This is a genomic window from Kangiella sediminilitoris (genome assembly GCF_001708405.1).
GTDB lineage: Bacteria > Pseudomonadota > Gammaproteobacteria > Enterobacterales > Kangiellaceae > Kangiella > Kangiella sediminilitoris.
This window is the reverse complement of record NZ_CP012418.1, coordinates 2390787-2407431: the sequence shown is the minus strand read 5'-3', so window position 1 is coordinate 2407431 and position 16645 is coordinate 2390787. Positions and strand designations below refer to the sequence as shown.

The 16645-nt window shown below is 43.9% G+C and carries 16 protein-coding genes; 4 read left to right on the top strand and 12 right to left on the bottom strand.

Annotated elements, in window-relative coordinates; translation table 11 throughout:
- Nucleotides 1-1062 carry a CDP-glycerol glycerophosphotransferase family protein gene (locus tag KS2013_RS11350; RefSeq protein ID WP_068993976.1) on the bottom strand — a complete coding sequence of 354 codons (1062 nt, stop codon included), beginning with the start codon at nucleotides 1060-1062 and terminating at the stop codon, nucleotides 1-3.
- A 96-nt stretch (nucleotides 1063-1158) separates the two neighbouring features.
- Here KS2013_RS11350 and gorA point away from each other — a divergent pair, with 96 nt between their 5' ends.
- Nucleotides 1159-2514 (top strand): glutathione-disulfide reductase, encoded by a 1356-nt coding sequence (gene gorA / locus KS2013_RS11345; RefSeq protein ID WP_068993973.1) that lies wholly within the window; start codon nucleotides 1159-1161, stop codon nucleotides 2512-2514.
- A 54-nt stretch (nucleotides 2515-2568) separates the two neighbouring features.
- Here gorA and KS2013_RS11340 read toward each other — a convergent pair whose 3' ends face one another.
- The 3 genes from KS2013_RS11340 to KS2013_RS11330 form a co-directional block, all read right to left on the bottom strand.
- On the bottom strand, nucleotides 2569-3582 hold the full coding sequence (locus tag KS2013_RS11340) for a TraB/GumN family protein (RefSeq protein ID WP_068993970.1): 1014 nt from the start codon (nucleotides 3580-3582) through the stop codon (nucleotides 2569-2571).
- A gap of 36 nt (nucleotides 3583-3618) precedes the next feature.
- The gene (locus tag KS2013_RS11335; protein WP_068993967.1) at nucleotides 3619-4506 is read right to left on the bottom strand and encodes an ATP-grasp domain-containing protein; all 888 of its coding nucleotides are present in this window, start codon (nucleotides 4504-4506) and stop codon (nucleotides 3619-3621) included.
- Between the two features lie 121 nt (nucleotides 4507-4627).
- Complete coding sequence (locus tag KS2013_RS11330) at nucleotides 4628-7051, bottom strand: bifunctional diguanylate cyclase/phosphodiesterase (protein ID WP_156769000.1); 2424 nt, start codon at nucleotides 7049-7051, stop codon at nucleotides 4628-4630.
- Nucleotides 7052-7221: 170 nt separating this feature from the next.
- Between KS2013_RS11330 and KS2013_RS11325 the strand changes: the two genes are divergently transcribed.
- Nucleotides 7222-7752: a gamma carbonic anhydrase family protein gene (locus KS2013_RS11325; RefSeq protein WP_068993961.1), complete on the top strand. Its 531-nt coding sequence runs from the start codon at nucleotides 7222-7224 to the stop codon at nucleotides 7750-7752.
- Nucleotides 7753-7819: 67 nt separating this feature from the next.
- On the opposite strand, the gene KS2013_RS11320 is transcribed toward KS2013_RS11325, so the two are convergent.
- The 5 genes from KS2013_RS11320 to glyQ form a co-directional block, all read right to left on the bottom strand.
- Complete coding sequence (locus KS2013_RS11320) at nucleotides 7820-8551, bottom strand: DUF481 domain-containing protein (protein WP_068993958.1); 732 nt, start codon at nucleotides 8549-8551, stop codon at nucleotides 7820-7822.
- A 92-nt stretch (nucleotides 8552-8643) separates the two neighbouring features.
- On the bottom strand, nucleotides 8644-9420 hold the full coding sequence (locus KS2013_RS11315; protein WP_068993956.1) for a sugar nucleotide-binding protein: 777 nt from the start codon (nucleotides 9418-9420) through the stop codon (nucleotides 8644-8646).
- On the bottom strand, nucleotides 9417-9974 hold the full coding sequence (gmhB, locus tag KS2013_RS11310) for a D-glycero-beta-D-manno-heptose 1,7-bisphosphate 7-phosphatase (RefSeq protein ID WP_068993953.1): 558 nt from the start codon (nucleotides 9972-9974) through the stop codon (nucleotides 9417-9419). Before gmhB ends, KS2013_RS11315 begins: the two co-directional genes overlap by 4 nt.
- A 15-nt stretch (nucleotides 9975-9989) precedes the next feature.
- The gene (glyS, locus tag KS2013_RS11305) at nucleotides 9990-12134 is read right to left on the bottom strand and encodes a glycine--tRNA ligase subunit beta (RefSeq protein ID WP_068993947.1); all 2145 of its coding nucleotides are present in this window, start codon (nucleotides 12132-12134) and stop codon (nucleotides 9990-9992) included.
- Nucleotides 12134-13045, bottom strand: coding sequence for a glycine--tRNA ligase subunit alpha (gene glyQ, locus KS2013_RS11300; protein ID WP_068993945.1), 912 nt, complete (start codon nucleotides 13043-13045; stop codon nucleotides 12134-12136). Before glyQ ends, glyS begins: the two co-directional genes overlap by 1 nt.
- Before the next feature lie 114 nt (nucleotides 13046-13159).
- Between glyQ and KS2013_RS11295 the strand changes: the two genes are divergently transcribed.
- Nucleotides 13160-13954, top strand: a complete 795-nt coding sequence (locus KS2013_RS11295; RefSeq protein WP_068993942.1) for a tryptophan-rich sensory protein — start codon at nucleotides 13160-13162, stop codon at nucleotides 13952-13954.
- Nucleotides 13955-13966: 12 nt separating this feature from the next.
- Entirely contained in the window at nucleotides 13967-14515 is a 549-nt protein-coding gene (locus KS2013_RS11290) for a DNA-3-methyladenine glycosylase I (RefSeq protein WP_068993939.1), read from the top strand.
- Between the two features lie 15 nt (nucleotides 14516-14530).
- Here KS2013_RS11290 and KS2013_RS11285 read toward each other — a convergent pair whose 3' ends face one another.
- The 3 genes from KS2013_RS11285 to KS2013_RS11275 all read right to left on the bottom strand — a co-directional run bounded on the left by KS2013_RS11285 (nucleotide 14531) and on the right by KS2013_RS11275 (nucleotide 16642).
- Nucleotides 14531-15244 carry a L,D-transpeptidase family protein gene (locus KS2013_RS11285; RefSeq protein ID WP_068993937.1) on the bottom strand — a complete coding sequence of 238 codons (714 nt, stop codon included), beginning with the start codon at nucleotides 15242-15244 and terminating at the stop codon, nucleotides 14531-14533.
- 366 nt (nucleotides 15245-15610) lie between these two features.
- Complete coding sequence (locus KS2013_RS11280; protein WP_068993934.1) at nucleotides 15611-16291, bottom strand: type 1 glutamine amidotransferase domain-containing protein; 681 nt, start codon at nucleotides 16289-16291, stop codon at nucleotides 15611-15613.
- A 135-nt stretch (nucleotides 16292-16426) separates the two neighbouring features.
- A complete protein-coding gene (locus KS2013_RS11275; protein ID WP_068993931.1) occupies nucleotides 16427-16642 on the bottom strand; it encodes a hypothetical protein in 216 nt (71 codons plus the stop codon).
- Nucleotides 16643-16645: the final 3 nt, after the last annotated feature.

Sequence of the window (16645 nt, the reverse complement as noted above, 5' to 3'; positions counted from 1 at the left end):
TTAGTCCTGATTTAAAATAAATTGTGCCACTCGCTGAGAGCTTTGCCCGTCAATTGTTCCAACAACCTGCTGGGTGATTTCCTGGCGTGCCTGTTTATATAGTGAGTGATCCTGAAGATTTGATTCTACCGCAGATTTTAGTTCACGATAATGGTCTATATTAGCGCCCATGGACTGGAACAATTGATAGTCATCCGATAAACGTTTATTAAGACGGAATTTTAAGAGACCTCGATAGCCCCAACGTAATTTCAAGAAGTGACATATCACGACGGGTTTATCCAGAGCAATGAACTCAAAAAGGGCGGAAGAGGTTTCACTGATCATAAGATCGGCGGTGGCCATAAATGGAACCAGGTTTTGTTCGCTCTCTTTGGCTAGATAAACGTTATCGAAAGTTTCCCAGTGTTTTATTAGAGCTCGCTGATTTTTATAAGCGGACTTTATTAAAGACAGATAGTGTGGCTTCAGTAGAATATTATAATCTGAAAACTCTGCAGGCCAGTCCTTGGGAAAGTTCTCAATAGTACTGGGATAAAAAGTTGGAGAATACAGCAGAGTTGGTTTTTTAGGATCTAAACCCAGAGCAGCTAAATCCATTGCTATGGATGGATCATTAATAATAGGATCTAATTTTGTGTAACCCGTGAGTATAAAATGTTTATCAGGGTATAGGCTCTGGAGTTTTTGCTGACGACTTTCTGATTCGACAAAGCGATACAGTATGTCTCCACCGGAGGCATTGTAATAGGTGGATTTGGGACCAAGACCATGCAGTATCAGCGCTGTTTTGCAGAATTGGTTGAGTTCTTCAGCAATTTCCGTAGCGTGACCGAAAATCACCCAGTCGGGATTATGCTTGCGGTAATAGTCTAGCCTCTGTTCAGAATCAACGACTTCCGTTGTAACATTCTTACTATGAAGTGAGTCTGATATTTCACTGGGTGGCTCAGAACTGAAAACCACAGTTATGCTACTCTCTGGATTGTCGAGAAGAGCATTAATTACGGGTTCGAAGTGAGGTAAATAGTATAAATAAGCTACATCAAAAAATATTTTCACAACGGACTACTTTAAATTCTTTTAGCACTTATTATAAATAAGCGCTTGATGTGTTTATAATCCGTTCATTATAACCAGAAAGGCCATGAAATAACTATGACTGTTAAACACTATGATTTTATCGCTATTGGTGGAGGCAGCGGAGGTATTGCTTCCGCTAATCGTGCTTCCATGCATGGCGCTAAAGCTGCAATCATTGAGAGCAAGGCATTAGGCGGCACCTGTGTCAACGTTGGCTGTGTACCGAAGAAAGCAATGTGGTACGGCGCTCAGGTGGCCGAGGCATTTAAATACGCTCCTGATTACGGGTTTAATGCTTCTAATGTGGACTTTGACTGGGGCAAGCTGGTTGAAAGTCGTGAAGCCTATATTTCACGTATCCACAAAAGCTATGAACGAAATCTTGGTAATAATAACGTCGATGTCATTCATGGACATGCCAAGTTTGTGGGTAAGCACGAACTTGAGGTCGATGGAGAGCGTTATACAGCAGATCATATTGTTATCGCTACTGGTGGTTATCCCATTATCCCTGATGTGCCAGGAGCAGAGCATGGCATCGATTCGGATGGTTTTTTTGCACTTAAGCAACAGCCTAAATCGGCTGTGGTTGTAGGGGCTGGCTATATTGCCGTAGAGATCGCCGGCGTGCTTAATGCGCTGGGTACGGAGACCTGTCTGGCTGTACGTAAGCATAAACCACTACGTGATTTTGATGACTTATTGTCTGACAGTCTGGTCGAGGTGATGAATCACAACGGTGTGAAATTACATACGCATAGCGTTCCTCGGTCGGTTAAAAAATTGGATGATGGTCAGTTGGAACTGGAATTGGAAAATGGTGATGTCATAGGCCCTGTAGAAACTTTGATTTGGGCGGTGGGTCGTGCTCCGGCTACTGACAGCCTGAATCTTGATAAAACCAATGTGACTAAAGACGCAGATGGCTTTATCAAGACTGATAAATACCAAAATACGACGGCTAAAGGGATTTATGCTATAGGTGATAATACCGGAAGACTGGCGCTAACTCCTGTCGCTATTCAGGCAGGTCGACGATTGGCGGAACGTCTGTTCAATGGCAAAGATAAGGAGCACCTGGACTATACCAACGTTCCGACTGTGGTATTCAGTCACCCACCCATCGGTACAGTTGGCATGACCGAAGAGAAGGCGAAGGAAACCTACGGTGAGGATAATATCAAGGTCTATAATTCCTCCTTTACATCGATGTACTCGGCACTCACGCAGCATCGAGAGCCCGCTAAGATGAAACTTGTCTGTGCAGGGCCGGAAGAGCGCATTGTTGGGCTCCATGGAATTGGTTTTGGCGTAGACGAAATGCTGCAGGGCTTTGCTGTTGCGGTGAAAATGGGGGCGAGAAAAGCTGATTTTGACAATACTGTGGCGATTCATCCAACCTCTGCAGAAGAATTTGTCACCATGCGTTGATTTTGACAGTAATAAAAAAGCCCGGTAAGTAACCGGGCTTTTTTTAAGAATATCTTAGTAATCTACACGCTCTACCTTATATCCTTTTTCCTCAAGATAGTGGTTTACGCTTTTGTCTCCACCATAATGAGCGGCGCCTACGACTGCGAATAAGGCCTTACCTTGCTCAATCTGTTCAGCGATGCCATCCGCCATGCCACGGTTACGCTGATAAAGCAAAGCATCCATAAATTGCTCATAGGCTTCCTCATCCATTCCTTTTTGCTTAGCATCTTCGTAACTGTTAGCTATGAATTCTTCCACATTACCTTGCTTCCAGGCTGATACCAGCTCGTCAGTATCATTACCTTCTTTGGTAACCACACTGTAGAGAAACATGTCCTGAAGCTCTAGTGGCATCTGATCAAAAAGAGATAACTGAAAATCAATGGATTCGAGTTCAATGATGTTTTTATTTTTGTCTTTAGCCTGGCCAAGGAAGTAATTATCGATACCATACTGTTCGCTATAACCGGACTGTTGCATGCTTAGTGCTTCCAGCGTCATGCCCGCAAACCATGGCTCGAAGGAATTAAACATCTGGCAGGGACTTTTCGTCTCTTCACAGTACTCCTCGTATTCAGCCAGGGTTTCTTCCTTTAACACGGTGTTTAACGGGTTTTCGGGATCAATGGCAATGCTTTGAATAGTTTGTGCAAGCTCTGCTTGATTGATGCTGGAAAGATCGATTTCTACCGCGATAGAATCTGAAGCAGAAAAGGCCTTGTTGACAGCATCTGGAAGAGGGTACATATCAGCCTCTCCCATGTGAATAGAACCGAACAGGTAGGAAGTCGTTCCGTTATGTTCTATTTTCCATAGAGCCGGCGTGTAATCTGTGTTGACACTCTCATCGGTTATCTCTGACTTAACATCTGGTTTACTGTTATGTTGGTTTTCGTCTGACTGTTTTGTCTCAACGCTTTTTGTAGCCTTGCTAACATCAAGGTCTTTATTATTGGTGGGCTCATTGCTGCATCCTATCATTCCAATTAACCCAGCTAAGACAATCCCTAAAATCTTGTTCATTAATATTCTCCAATGTATTTAATGCGTTATTTTAAACTAATGGGTCTTTTGTAGTGTATTTACAAGTTCCTGTGCAAACTTTTTACAACTTTCGCGGCCTCCATGGCGAAAGAATAACGAAGGTTCAATCAGCTCAAGTTCATTAACGAATACCGGTCCCCCTTTATGGTGAAGGAAGTCCACTCGAGCATATAGTGGTGGCCCCGCTTTTTCGGTGATGTATTGGATAGCTTTGTGAGCCTGTTCCAGTTCATCGTCGGTCAAGTGGTACACATAGTCACTGGCTCCATAATCATCCTGTACTCGGAAATCACCTTTCACCGGAACTTTACGGGTGCCGTGACTGTATTTGCCACCAAAGAATATACCAGAAGTCTCCCCGAACGTTTCAACACTGGAAAGATAGGGCTGTAAAACGAGATCTTCTACGGGGCAAAGTTTATCAATGTGTTTTTGTGCTAACTCAAGTTCAAATTCTGAACGGATCGAGAAGCGTAGACACTCGCGAGCATTGGCTCCGACAAGTGGTTTGAGGAATCCTTTTTGCCAGCCATGCTTGTCCATTAATGCTTTGACGTCGTAGGACTGGCCTTGCTGAAGCCATTCCGAAGGTGTAATTCTAATCCCTGCATGTTCCAGCTCTTTCAAATAGCTTTTATGGCTGTTCCACTCAACGATGGCTCTGGAGTTAATCAATCGAGTCTGTGTACTGACAGACTTAATCCATTGCATGAATTCATCGATACGTTCTTGATAATCCCAGGTGGTGCGAAGTAGACAGGCGTCAAACTGTGACCAGTCTGTATCGCTGTCCCAGGCAAGAATCTGATATGAAACACCGAGTTCATCCAGTTCATTAAAGAATGGTATATCGTCTTTTTCCCAGTCCGGTAAATTCTGACAACTGGCAATGGCTATATTCATGGACTCAACCTCAATTTATGCTATCTAAGTATAGCCTCAGTGATAATTATAGCTTACACCAGCTCAGGCCAAATATCCTCAGTCTTGAAGGAAAAAAGTGAAACAAATCAAGTAGCTTATATTATTGGATGTTGATGGTTTGACGGGCTAAACGGGCTTCCCGGTTTAGTAGCTTTGACAGTTGTTGAGCTGGCATGGGGTGGTAGAAGAAAATACCCTGTCCCATATGGCAACCCAGGGATTTGAGAGTGTTGTATTGGTTGGGTGTCTCAATACCTTCGGCAACTGTTTTAAGATTCAGGCTTTGGGCCAATGAAATAATGGTTCGGATAATGTTGAGGTTGATCTTGTGGTCATTGAAGTTAGGACTTAAACGCGAGACAAAATATTTATCGATCTTTAAATTATCGACCGGTAATTGACTGAGATAGGCCAGAGATGAGTAACCTTTACCAAAGTCATCAATCGACAATTTAATACCATTTTCTTGCAGCTGGTTCAGTACCTTGACGGTATTAACAACATCCGTCATGGCAGCACTTTCTGTGATTTCGACTTCAAGCATTTTTCCTGAAACACCAAACTGGTCGATGGTATCGTTTATGTTATGGACTAGATCAAAATATTTGAGGTCTTTCACCGATAAATTAAAAGCAATAGGAATATGGATTCCCATGCCATGCCATTCGACAGATTGCCTACAAACCATTTTGGTAACCAATTGGCTGAGGTCATGAATGAGTCCCGTCTCTTCAGCAATGGGAATAAAGATATTGGGAGGGATACTGCCATTCTCTTTATCATCCCATCGACAAAGGGCTTCAACGCTGGTGATTTTTCCTGAACTGATATCGACCCGAGGCTGATAGTATAAATGCAGATGCTGATCTTCTATGGCAACTTTTAATTTTTTTTCAATCAGTCTTCGTTTGTTTTCCTGCTGACTGTATTTTCGTTGATAAAATTTAAAGCGGTTGCGATCAGATTTTGCTGAATACATTGCCATATCCGCATAACGGAATAAGTCTTCTGCATTACTGCTGTGTTCAGGGAACATACTGATACCAATACTGGCGCCTGATTGCACACGGTGTGGCCCTGCCTGTATTGGTTGCTTTAGATGTCGTAATAATCTTTCGGCAACCGCCTGTGCTTCGTGTGTTTCGGTATTGGGTAAGACGATTGCAAACTCATCACCGCCAACGCGTGCCAAAGTATCACCATTACGCAGGCATTTTTTCATATAATTAGTGACAGAAACCAGAAGATCGTCACCAATGGAATGACCTAACGTATCATTAATCTGCTTAAATCTATCCAGGTCGACATACATGAATGCCAGTTTGGATTGCTTGGCACTACAGCTTTCGATATCGCGTAATAAACAGCTTTGCAGCAGGTGTCTGTTGGCAAGGCCTGTGAGGGCATCATAATTGGCTAACCGATGAATTTCCTGCTCTGCTTCCTTGCGGTCGCTGATGACATGGAAATTAATGGTGACACCCTGAATGTCTGGATCATTCAAGTGGTTTGCGAGACGACTCTCGATCCATAGAATATCGCCATTTTTATGTCTTATGCGGCGTTCGACCACGGAAGATGCTCCGGGGTTCTCGGCAACGTAACGTAAATTGACGGAGGCATCTTCCCTGTCATCCTCATAAATAAATCCTTCCAGGGTTTTGCCCAGTAAATCTTCTTCCTGATAGCCTGTGACACGGGTGACAGAAGGAGAAATATAAGTGACAATTCCTTCTTTGTTATACATCAAGATACAGTCATAGCTATTTTCAACGAGCGTCCGGTAATATTTATCCTTTTGACGGAGAGCATTCTCGGCTTCCTGATCCTTGTTCATTTTATGGATGGTACCGATTTCTATCAGTGGCTCCCCATCCTCGCTGCGAGAGTAGATGGTGCTGTGGACCTGAACCCATATCCAGTCACCATTTTTATGCTGTAGCCTGAACTCTACTGGCACAACCGTTCGGTTGTCACTACTACGAAGCTCTTTTTCCTGCCTGTCTACCGCCTCAAGATCTTCTGGATGAATAAAGCTATATACTCCATCGGGCATGTCCATAATTTCGCGCTCACTATAGCCAAGAAGCTTGGAATAGTTATGCATGCCCTCTGAAAATATCTTTTCTTTGTAATCAAGAACATAGATAAAAATAGGGGAGTTCCTGATTACGGTCTCTTTATAATCTTTAACAACATCGTTCAGATCGGGTGAAGCAAGGTTAAGTGTTGGTAACACCTGTAGGGTCAGAATTCGATCTATATGGGACTCGTCCTCTTCCATCTGTAAAGAGGACACAATGAAATTCTTATCGACGCCAAGCTGAGGAAGCTTAATGATGGCGCGTCGCTCCGAACCATTTTGAACTGCACGAGGGAGGAGTTCCTCCACTGGGCTTCCTTGAAGTAAGCTTTCTGAGATAACGGGATCAATAGAAATAACTTTGATGACATGCGATTTGCTACATATCAGTAATGCTGAATAATCATTGGAAAATAAGCGATTTAGAAGTTGCTTATCCACTGGCCTAGTCCTTTGCTCAAAGTTAACCCCGTGTTGAATTTTATTTTTTTCTAATAAACATACCTAGAATAGCTTGAGTTAGGCTTTTGTCAAATACCCTAATGTGGGTTTTATTTTGCGATTGTGGAGTTTATCGCTAAAATAGGGCAAGCTTATAGCAAAGATACCTTATGACAATTCGAACTTTTCAGAAAAAAACACCAAAACTCGGTGACAAAGCCTTCGTTGATGATTCTGCATTAGTCCTTGGAGATGTTGAGATCGGTGATGACAGCTCAATATGGCCGATGGCAGTATTGAGAGGTGATGTACATTCAATCAGAGTTGGTAAACGAACCAGTATTCAAGATGGAACTGTCTGTCACGTTACACATGCTGGACCTTACGATCCTGAGGGACATGACCTTACTATCGGTGATAATGTGACGGTTGGTCATAAAGCCATCTTACACGGCTGTACCATTGAGGATAACTGTCTGATAGGTATGGGTGCTGTTGTTATGGATGGGGCTATTGTTCGTGAGAATGCCATTATTGGTGCCAACAGCCTTGTCCCTCCTGGTCGTGAGTTGGCGAGTGGTTATCTTTGGGTAGGATCACCTGCGCGTAAAATCAGAAAGCTGACAGAAGAAGAACTGAAATTCTTCAAGTATTCTGCTGATAATTATGTGAAGCTAAAAAATCAGCATATGGAAGATTAGAGAAATACTTTAACATCAAGCATAAAAAAACCGGCTGTTAGCCGGTTTTTTATTATCAAGAGAACTGCTAGAAGCTGTAGCTGATACCGACTGTGGTGGTGCGGTCTGTTTTTTCCGCGCCAGCTGGGACTACTGAGTTGTAGTTAACCAGGTAAGCGAGCTTCATGGCTAGGTTTTCAGAGATCTTAGTAGTAATAGCCGACTTTGAAGTATAAGTATCAACCTCATCACCCCAAACTGCTCGAATGACCTGAGTAAAACGTGCTGTGTCAGTCAATTGGTGGGCAAAGTCAAAGTCACCACGAAGTACGTTTTCTTTTTCATCTTCACCAATGAAAACGGCATTAATACGGTAACCTAAACCAAAACCAAGAGATAAGTGTCCATCATCACTTTTATAAAACTGATGACCGTAACCAACATAGGCACCAGCCTGATAGTCATAAGCACCAAAATAATCATTCATGTAATCAACAAGGCCGTAGAAGAAACTTTTCTCAGTTAAGTCATAACGATTATTCCAGCTAAAGGTATAATTTTCAGCATCACGAGTCCCTTCACTGGAGTTTGTTACTCCCGTAATTTGAATACCGGTGGCCCAGTTCTCACTGGCGCGCGCAGTCCAGTTGAATTCACCGTTCATGCTCTCGGTTTCTGTATTACCAGAGGTACTGATATATCCAATATCGATATTACCGATATAACCCTCTTCAGGCGCGTCAGAAAGTAGACCATCAGCGAAGGCCGTTGGGGCTGCAAAAATAACAGCAAGTGCTGCAAAAGTTTTTTTCATTGTCATAATCAAACTCGCAAACAAACTTTAATATTAAAAGGGGAAATAATGCTGGCCAAATTGTAACAGAAATTAGAGTGTCTTCAGCATGTAAAACGTTAGGAATTGTGAATATTTTCCTTGGCCCAATCAAAAATTGAGGGGTATTTCAGGTGCATACGTTTCAATAGTGCTGAGCGGTAACATTTCTCTGCATTTTTCTCTTCATATTGACCTGTTTTCACAAAGTCCTGAAGCTGTTTTCGCGTAAAAGCATGGCCATCAGAAGCAATGCTCATGTTAATCTCGCGTTCACCAGCATAATGTAGCCAGTGGCACAGGTCCTTCTCATGAATGAGGTTTAGCCATTTGGGGTCTAGGTACTTGTCTTTATCCAGTAGGCTGTCTATCAATTTACTACGTTGATTAGAGTAAAGTCCCGAAGCGCGAACAATACTGGTATTAGGGTGCAGATTAAGCAGACTCTTTTCAGCATCCAGTAATACCTTGCCGGAAAAACTGGCGGGCTTTGGCGTTGTCGACTCGTCGATAACTGGCTCCAGGTTACCCGAATATACCGAAGTCGACGATACAAAGGTACAATGGAACAGGTCTTGCTGCTTGTGCAGGATCTGGACGATATTTGCTACAGCATGGATATAAGTCTGACGGTAAGCAACCTCATTACGTTCATCGGGCGCGACGATAATATAAACCTGATCCAGTTTTGGCAGTTCAGGCAGCTCGACGCCAGCTTTCAGCATATTGAACTGAATATGATTGTCAGACCATTCTTTTTCTGAACGTGACAAGGTTATAGGATTCTCACCCTCACTTTTCAGGAAATTATAAAATCGCTGGCCAAGTTTGCCTGCGCCTATGATAAGAGTATTCATTGTTTGTTCTCTGAATTGATGGCTTCAACTAGTTTAGCCAGGCTTTTTTCCACCGTGATATTTTCGCCAGCCAGTTTGTCCAATGTTTTAAGACCTTTTCCGGTCAACAATAAAACGAAGTCGCAGCCGAACTCCTGTGCACAGTGGTAGTCAGAGCTTGAGTCACCGACAAAGACAACTTCTTCTGGAGATGCGTCAAACTTTTCGGCAATTCGCTTCAACATGGTTGGATTGGGTTTTCGACAGTCACAGCCGTCATCCGGGTGGTGTGGGCAGAATTCAACCTGATCAATATGACCGTCATGCTCGTCCAGAAGTTTCGCCATCTTTTCATGCATGGCATCCAGCACAGACTCGTCATAGTAGCCGCGACCAATACCCGACTGGTTTGTAGCGATGGCTACCTTAAATCGTTTATTTAAAGCCGCGACAGCCGGTAAACTTCCTGCAATGGGAATCCACTCTTCAGGCGACTTTATGTAATTATCTGAATCGTGATTGATGACGCCATCACGATCCAGTACCACGATTTTCTTTTTTGACCAATCGATCATATAAAATCTATAGCTCTAGTTTTGTAGCTGTGAAATGTCTGCAACTGATCCAAACATATCCTCTAGCTTTTTAAGCAGTGCCAGACGGTTAGCTTTAATCGCGGGATCGTCGGCATTCACCATGACATGATCGAAGAATGCGTCTACATCATGTCGTAGTGCTGCCATACGAGTCAGGCGTTCCTGGTAGTTATCAATAGATGCCAGTTCAGACTCTACGGAAGCGATAGTTTTTGCCAGTGATTTTTCGGCGCTTTCTTGCAGTAATGAACTATCTATCGAATCTGGCACCTCAACATCAGCCTTGGCCAGGATATTCTTTACACGCTTATTGGCGGCAGAAAGACTTTCCGCTTCCGGTAGCGTTTGGAAGTGCTGAACGGCCTTAAGTCTTAAATCGAAGTCTAATGGTTGGGTTGGGCGTATTGCTAATACAGATGAAATCATACTATTATTAATCCCTTGGTCAAAATACCAAGAACGTAGACGCTCTATTCCAAAGTTGAAAATAAACTCTATGACATCCTCTCGTGTAAAAACATCAGAGTATATTCTCGGGGACTCTTTTCCCAACACATTTTCCATTTGTTCTTTAAGTTTCCCTTCAATCTTGCTCGGAAGTACATCACCGTAAATCTTAATACTTTTATGTATTAACTCTTTCAAGTCCAAAGGAATTTTCTTTTCAATCAAAGTCCTAACTAAACCAATAGCGGCGCGACGTAGGGCGAAAGGATCTTTAGCGCCTTTTGGAGCCTGACCAATACCAAAGATACCGACCAGCGTATCGACGCGATCAGCGATGGCCAGACATTGACCGACTGGGTTGGCTGCCAGCTTATCGCCAGAGAACTTTGGCAGGTACTGCTCTGTCATGGCAATGGCCACACTTTCATCTTCGCCATCATGACGAGCATAATAAGTACCCATAATTCCCTGTAGCTTATCGAACTCACCGACCATCTGAGTGGTTAAATCGCACTTAGATAATAATCCTGCTCGATGAGCTAACTCAGGATCAGCACCAACGGTCGGAGCAATCGTTTTAGCCAGTTCTGCAACGCGCTCAGCTTTTTCCTGAACCGTACCCAATTGTTTCTGGAATACAACTTTCTTCAGGCGCTCCTGCTGGCTCTCTAGAGTGGTCTGCTGATCTTTATCATAGAAGAACATAGCGTCAGCAAGTCGAGGACGAATAACTTTCTCGTTACCCTCGATAACACTTCTTGGGTTCGAGCTTTCAATGTTACTGATGGTAATAAAGTTTGGCAGTAAGTTGCCGCTCTTGTCCAAAATGTGGAAGTATTTCTGATGCTCAGCCATGGAAGAAATAAGACACTCAGAGGGCACTTTAAGGAATTCAGTATCGAACTGACCGGTCAGTGCTACTGGCCACTCAACTAGACCAGTGACTTCGTCTAACAGGTCGGGATCAATTTGAGCAAAACCACCCAGCTTTTCAGCTTCTGCCTTTACCTGCTCCGTAATGATGCGCTGACGATCTTCATAATCAACCAGGACATTCTCGGCTTTTAGCTTGGTCACATAGTCGTCTGCATCATGTAAAGACACTGGGCCTTCAGCCATAAAGCGATGACCGTGACTGATATTACCAGTCTTAGTTTCTAAGATGGTCGCATCGAGAACCGAAGAACCGTAAAGAAGAACCGTCCAATGAACCGGGCGTATAAATTGAGCTGAACTGTCGCCCCAGCGCATAGGTTTAGGGATTGGAAGTTTTTTCAGGGCGCCCGTTAATATATCTTCGATAAGATCGCTCAGAGTCTGGCCTTTCTGAGAAATGGTATAACCCAGGCGCTCGCCTTTATCCGTTTGGATACGCTCCAGCTGATCCACTTCAACGCCGCAGGACTTAGCGAAACCGGCTGCCGCTGGTTTAGCATTACCATCATCGTCAAATGCGGCTGCAACAGCAGGACCCAGACGCTCAACTTCTTTATCGGGTTGTGCGTCGCTCAGATCGCGTACGATTAGAGCCAGGCGACGAGGTGTGGCAAAAGCCTCTACTTCGTCAAACTCAAAGTCTTTGGCTTTTAATGCGTCGACAACATTCTTTTTTAATGCGTCACGTAATGTTTTTAAACTAACTGGAGGAAGCTCTTCCGTGCCCAGTTCAAATAGTAGATCTGAATGGTGCATTATTTGTCCTCCTTCAACATTGGGAATCCAAGCTGTTCACGAGCATGGAAATAAGTTTCTGCTACGGCACGAGCAATGGTTCTAACGCGCAAAATAAAGCGTTGGCGTTCAGTGACCGAGATAGCGCCACGAGCGTCAAGCAGGTTGAAGGTGTGCGAGGCTTTTAACACCATTTCGTAAGCTGGAAGCGGCAGATTATTTTCAATCAGGCTGTTCGATTCAGACTCGAAATAGTCGAACAGCTCGAACAATTTATCAACGTTGGCATGTTCAAAGTTATATTTGGACTGTTCCACTTCGTTCTGGTGGAAAACATCACGGTAATAAACCTTGCCCAGAGGACCGTCCGTCCATACGAGATCATAGATGCTATCCACGCCCTGAAGATACATCGCGATACGCTCAAGGCCGTAAGTGATTTCTCCCATAACCGGTTTACATTCGAGTCCGCCTGCTTGCTGGAAGTAAGTAAACTGAGTCACTTCCATGCCATTTAACCAGACTTCCCAGCCAAGGCCCCAGGCACCAAGCGTTGGTGATTCCCAGTTGTCTTCGACGAAACGAATATCGTGTTCAAGCGGATCTATTCCAATCGCTCTTAAAGAACTCAGGTACATTTCCTGAATATCCAGCGGTGAAGGCTTGATAACTACTTGATATTGATAATAATGCTGTAAACGGTTAGGGTTTTCACCATAGCGACCGTCTGTTGGGCGGCGGCAAGGTTGAACATAAGCCGCGCTCCAGGGCTCCGGGCCAATAGCGCGTAGGAATGTTGCCGGATGGAAGGTACCAGCACCCACCTCGAGATCGAGCGGTTGCTGAATGACACAGCCTTGGTCGGCCCAGTAGTTTTGTAGGGTTAAGATTAGTCCCTGAAATGTTTTTGTACTATCGTTACCTTGAGTCACGGGATTGCCTTTCGCTAAGGTGTTTCTAAGAATTTGAAATTAATGGTCGGATTATACGGGAATTTGGGTTATTTTCTAACCTAGAAAGCATAACTATTGCAGGAGAAAGTGAAAATGTTGAAGATTAGAGCTGTTGTGAACCTATTATTAGTCGCTGCGGTGATCTTTATCAGTTATTACAGCAGCATTGTGGGTATTAATGGGCAGACACAGGCCACGGTCAGTGCAGCTTATTCATCGGCTTTTACACCGGCAGGCTATGCTTTTACGATATGGGGTGCCATTTTCGTTATGCTGATAATTGTGGCGATAAAAGATATCCGTGCGGTATTTACTGAAGAAACCACAATGACCTTAAATTTTAATGCTGGGTTAAGTGTGGCCATGGTGCTGACTATCGCCTGGGTATTTGTCTGGTCTTATATTCTGATCGGCTGGTCATTGGTGGTAATGGCAGCGATATTTGCATCGCTCGTATGGTCAGTTTTATCGCAGTCGGAGCGTCCGGTAAGCGCCAGTATAACTTTATCTTTATTTTTAGGCTGGATCAGCGTCGCCCTGGTGGCTAATGAAGCTGCCTGGCTGGTCAGTCTGGATCTGGTCAGTGATAACAAAGAGAGCGCTTTCCTTCATGATCCCAGTTTCAGTGTGATGCAGAGTGCTTTGGCCTTGGTCATTTTCGCACTGGTACTCAGCTTCAATCCCATCAGAAGAAGCCTGGAACCAGCGGTGTTCGTGTATCCACTGGTCGGTGTCTGGGCCTATATGTCGATTCTGGTCAAAAACGGTACGGGCAATCCGAACCTGCTGGTCTATGTTTCGGCTTTCTTCGCGCTCATATTATTGCTTATCGCCGCATATCATGGCTCTAAATGGAACAGCTCTTACTCTGCGTCCAGCAAAGATTAAATAAAGACGAACATGACTAAACGCTGTGGCTGGGTCAGCGATGACCCTTTATACATTGAGTATCACGACAAGGAGTGGGGACGGCCTGAATACGACGACCAGAAGCTGTTTGAAATGCTGTGTCTTGAAGGAGCCCAGGCCGGTTTGAGCTGGATAACCGTTTTGAAAAAGCGCGAACATTATCGCCGCGTATTTGATAACTTTAATCCCGTCAAAATTGCCCAATACGATCAATCTAAACGTGAAGAGCTTTTGGCCGATCCCGGCATCATTCGCAATAGGCTCAAAGTGAATGCCTTTATTGTTAATGCCCAGCGTTATCTTGAAATCACACAGCAACAAACCTTCAAAGATTATCTATGGCAATTTGTTGGTGGCGAGCCAGTGAATAATCGTTGGCAAAGTTTAAAAGAAGTACCGGCGACAACACCCGAATCCGATGCCATGTCCAAACAGCTGAAAAAAGACGGCTTTAAATTTGTCGGCAGCACCATCTGTTATGCCTTCATGCAAGCAACGGGTATGGTTGATGACCATGTGAAAGATTGTTTTTTGGGTTAAGCCATATTTTCTCTTCTATTGTTTGTAGTCTGAAAAGTAGTCGCTTAACTTCTTGTATAGTGTTTTACTCCATGCCAAGTCGGCAATAGGCTTTAACGAATTGGTTCTTGGATCGCTTGGAGCGATGGCAACTTCGATATTGTGTTGACCGATATCGCTAGCCAGAATAAATAACTCTTCAGCAACCGAATCTCCCATAGCTAAACAACCAATCGATACGGCTTTACCATGAATGAATATATTGGTTCCCGGCTGATCTCTGCCTTCGGCTCTAGCATGCTTTAAATCAAAACTATTAGGGTAATTAAGTTTCATCGACAGGTGGTATGAACTGTTTGGGTTGAGGTATTCAACTTGATAAATACCTTCTGGCACCTGTCGGTCGCCTTCTCGCAACTTAGGCCCAGCGACTCCGCTCAATGCCTGAATTGGATATTTGCGTATAAAAACTGGGTCGGATTTCGATGTATCCCAAAGCTCGAGTAATGATTCGTCTTTGACTGCCAATAAAGAAACAGATTTTGGAGGGTAGGTTACGCCAGCAGCTTTAAAATAAGGTGTCATGCGCTGGCGGGATTCGTCACCAAATTGAGCAACAACGTCCGAAACAGTACGCGCTCCGGCAACTTTTAAGTACAAAGGATGCCAGTAGGCTCGTCCGTATATAAAAGCTAGATAAAAACCGGTTGCTGCTACCAGTAATACGATGATGGTAATGAGTTTATTCATAGGAGTCCGGTTCCATAAATTTACACAAACCATAACTGAGAAGGTAGGGTTGAGCAAGAAACTGCATTCTCAAGAAGTGCAGTGATTTAACCAAACAGAAAAGTTTCCGTCATATTATCGTCATCTGAGGAAGCGATACTACAACTGAAGAAAGGGTTGGTAGGTTTTAGGAAAAAATAATATAAGATCTAGGAAGGTTTGGGAGAGCACCGGGATTGTGTTCCATGGATTGGGGCCGAAGGACAGGCACTAAGGGATTTCAAATCAAGAACTTTAGGGAAGACGTTGGGCAAAGGAAATGCCCAGAATTTATATTTCTGTCTTAGTCAAAGCAAGCGCTGCTAGGTTTTAGCAGCGCGTTATTTTTTATGACTGCAGTTGTGCGATAACCGCTTTGGCAGCTTCTTCTGAAGATGCAGGGTTTTGTCCTGTGATCAGGTCGCCATCAATCTGAATAAAGTCTTGCCAGTCATCACCTTTGTAATAAAGGCCACCTTTTTCCTGTAGCATATCCTCGACAAGAAATGGCACTACTTCGGTAAGCTGTACGGCGGCTTCTTCGCTGTTGCTGAAACCAGTGACGCGTTTACCTTTTACCAGAGGATCGCCGTTAGGGGCTTTTGTCTGCTTAAATACCGCTGGGGCATGACAAACCGCACCGATAGGCTTTTGCATTTTATAGGCCTGCTCAATGATGGCTATAGAATCTTTATCTTCAGCCAAATCCCACAGTGGTCCATGTCCGCCGGGATAGAACACCGCGTCAAAATCTTCGATATTGATTTCTGATAACTTTGTCGTAGAAGCCAGATCTTTCTGAGCGTCCTCATCAGACTTAAAACGATGTGTAGCATCAGTCTGGGCATCTTCCGAATCACTATTTGGATCCAGTGGAGGTTGTCCACCTTTCGGTGAAGCAAGAGTTATGTCTGCGCCAGCATCTTTAAAGGCGTAGTAAGGCGAGGCAAATTCCTCGAGCCAAAATCCTGTTTTTTCGCCCGTGTCGCCTAACTTATCGTGAGAGGTTAGAACCATTAGTACCTTCATAAAAAAGCTCCTATTGGCGTGAGTGTCCTTATAACATGGTGACGATAATCAGATTATTCAAGGCTAGTAAGTTAATCAGACCAGCAAGTTCAGATCAGTTGTCGCTGACGATACGTGTTGCAGTGAATTTGAAATTTATTTACCGCGAAGAATGTCTTTAAGTTGCTTCACTATACTCACCAAAGAGCCTGAGAGGCCGATAATGACTGCGACCACTAAAATGCCCACGCGTACCTTTGTTGGCAACTCAAGCCACTGCCAGTAATCATTGGCGAGAATGCTTGCAATAACTATGACAGAGATGAGATAGCAGCTGATAGTAAATTTAGATAAGGACTGGAACTTTGGCATAAC

Coding starts and splice junctions, on each gene's coding strand:
- KS2013_RS11320 (WP_068993958.1), bottom strand. CDS start 8,551: ATGACAATGAAAAAAACTTTTGCAGCACTTGCTGTTATTTTTGCAGCC.
- KS2013_RS11280 (WP_068993934.1), bottom strand. CDS start 16,291: ATGAAGGTACTAATGGTTCTAACCTCTCACGATAAGTTAGGCGACACG.
- KS2013_RS11290 (WP_068993939.1), top strand. CDS start 13,967: ATGACTAAACGCTGTGGCTGGGTCAGCGATGACCCTTTATACATTGAG.
- KS2013_RS11335 (WP_068993967.1), bottom strand. CDS start 4,506: ATGAATATAGCCATTGCCAGTTGTCAGAATTTACCGGACTGGGAAAAA.
- gmhB (WP_068993953.1), bottom strand. CDS start 9,974: ATGATCGATTGGTCAAAAAAGAAAATCGTGGTACTGGATCGTGATGGC.
- gorA (WP_068993973.1), top strand. CDS start 1,159: ATGACTGTTAAACACTATGATTTTATCGCTATTGGTGGAGGCAGCGGA.
- KS2013_RS11315 (WP_068993956.1), bottom strand. CDS start 9,420: ATGAATACTCTTATCATAGGCGCAGGCAAACTTGGCCAGCGATTTTAT.
- KS2013_RS11285 (WP_068993937.1), bottom strand. CDS start 15,244: ATGAATAAACTCATTACCATCATCGTATTACTGGTAGCAGCAACCGGT.
- KS2013_RS11325 (WP_068993961.1), top strand. CDS start 7,222: ATGACAATTCGAACTTTTCAGAAAAAAACACCAAAACTCGGTGACAAA.
- glyS (WP_068993947.1), bottom strand. CDS start 12,134: ATGCACCATTCAGATCTACTATTTGAACTGGGCACGGAAGAGCTTCCT.
- KS2013_RS11275 (WP_068993931.1), bottom strand. CDS start 16,642: ATGCCAAAGTTCCAGTCCTTATCTAAATTTACTATCAGCTGCTATCTC.
- KS2013_RS11295 (WP_068993942.1), top strand. CDS start 13,160: ATGTTGAAGATTAGAGCTGTTGTGAACCTATTATTAGTCGCTGCGGTG.
- KS2013_RS11340 (WP_068993970.1), bottom strand. CDS start 3,582: ATGAACAAGATTTTAGGGATTGTCTTAGCTGGGTTAATTGGAATGATA.